We start from the raw sequence: 348 nt of genomic DNA on the forward strand, positions 1-348 counted from the left end.
AGGTAATGGTTCGGGTTCAGGAGTAGGTTCAGGAGTAGGTTCAGGAGTAGGTTCAGGAGTAGGTTCGGGTAATGGTTCCGGCTCTGGTTCCGGCTCAGGAGTAGGTTCAGGTAATGGTTCGGGTTCAGGAGTAGGTTCAGGAGTAGGTTCAGGAGTAGGTTCAGGAGTAGGTTCGGGTAATGGTTCGGGTAATGGTTCGGGTAATGGTTCCGGCTCTGGTTCCGGCTCAGGAGTAGGTTCGGGTTCTGGTGTGGTGGTTCCAATCAGCAATATATCATCAATAGATAATCGGGGATTACCGATAAATGTGGCGACGGTTACAGGGGGTTGTGTTCCTGAACCGTCGGG

General features: G+C 52.0%; 1 protein-coding gene. It reads right to left on the reverse strand.

From position 1 onward, the window contains the following. Positions 1-348, reverse strand: a 348-nt coding sequence (locus ACTIE0_RS24635) for a hypothetical protein (RefSeq protein ID WP_439517057.1), incomplete at both ends; no start/stop codon positions are given.

This window comes from Limnospira sp., assembly GCF_051859755.1.
Lineage (GTDB): Bacteria > Cyanobacteriota > Cyanobacteriia > Cyanobacteriales > Microcoleaceae > Limnospira > Limnospira fusiformis.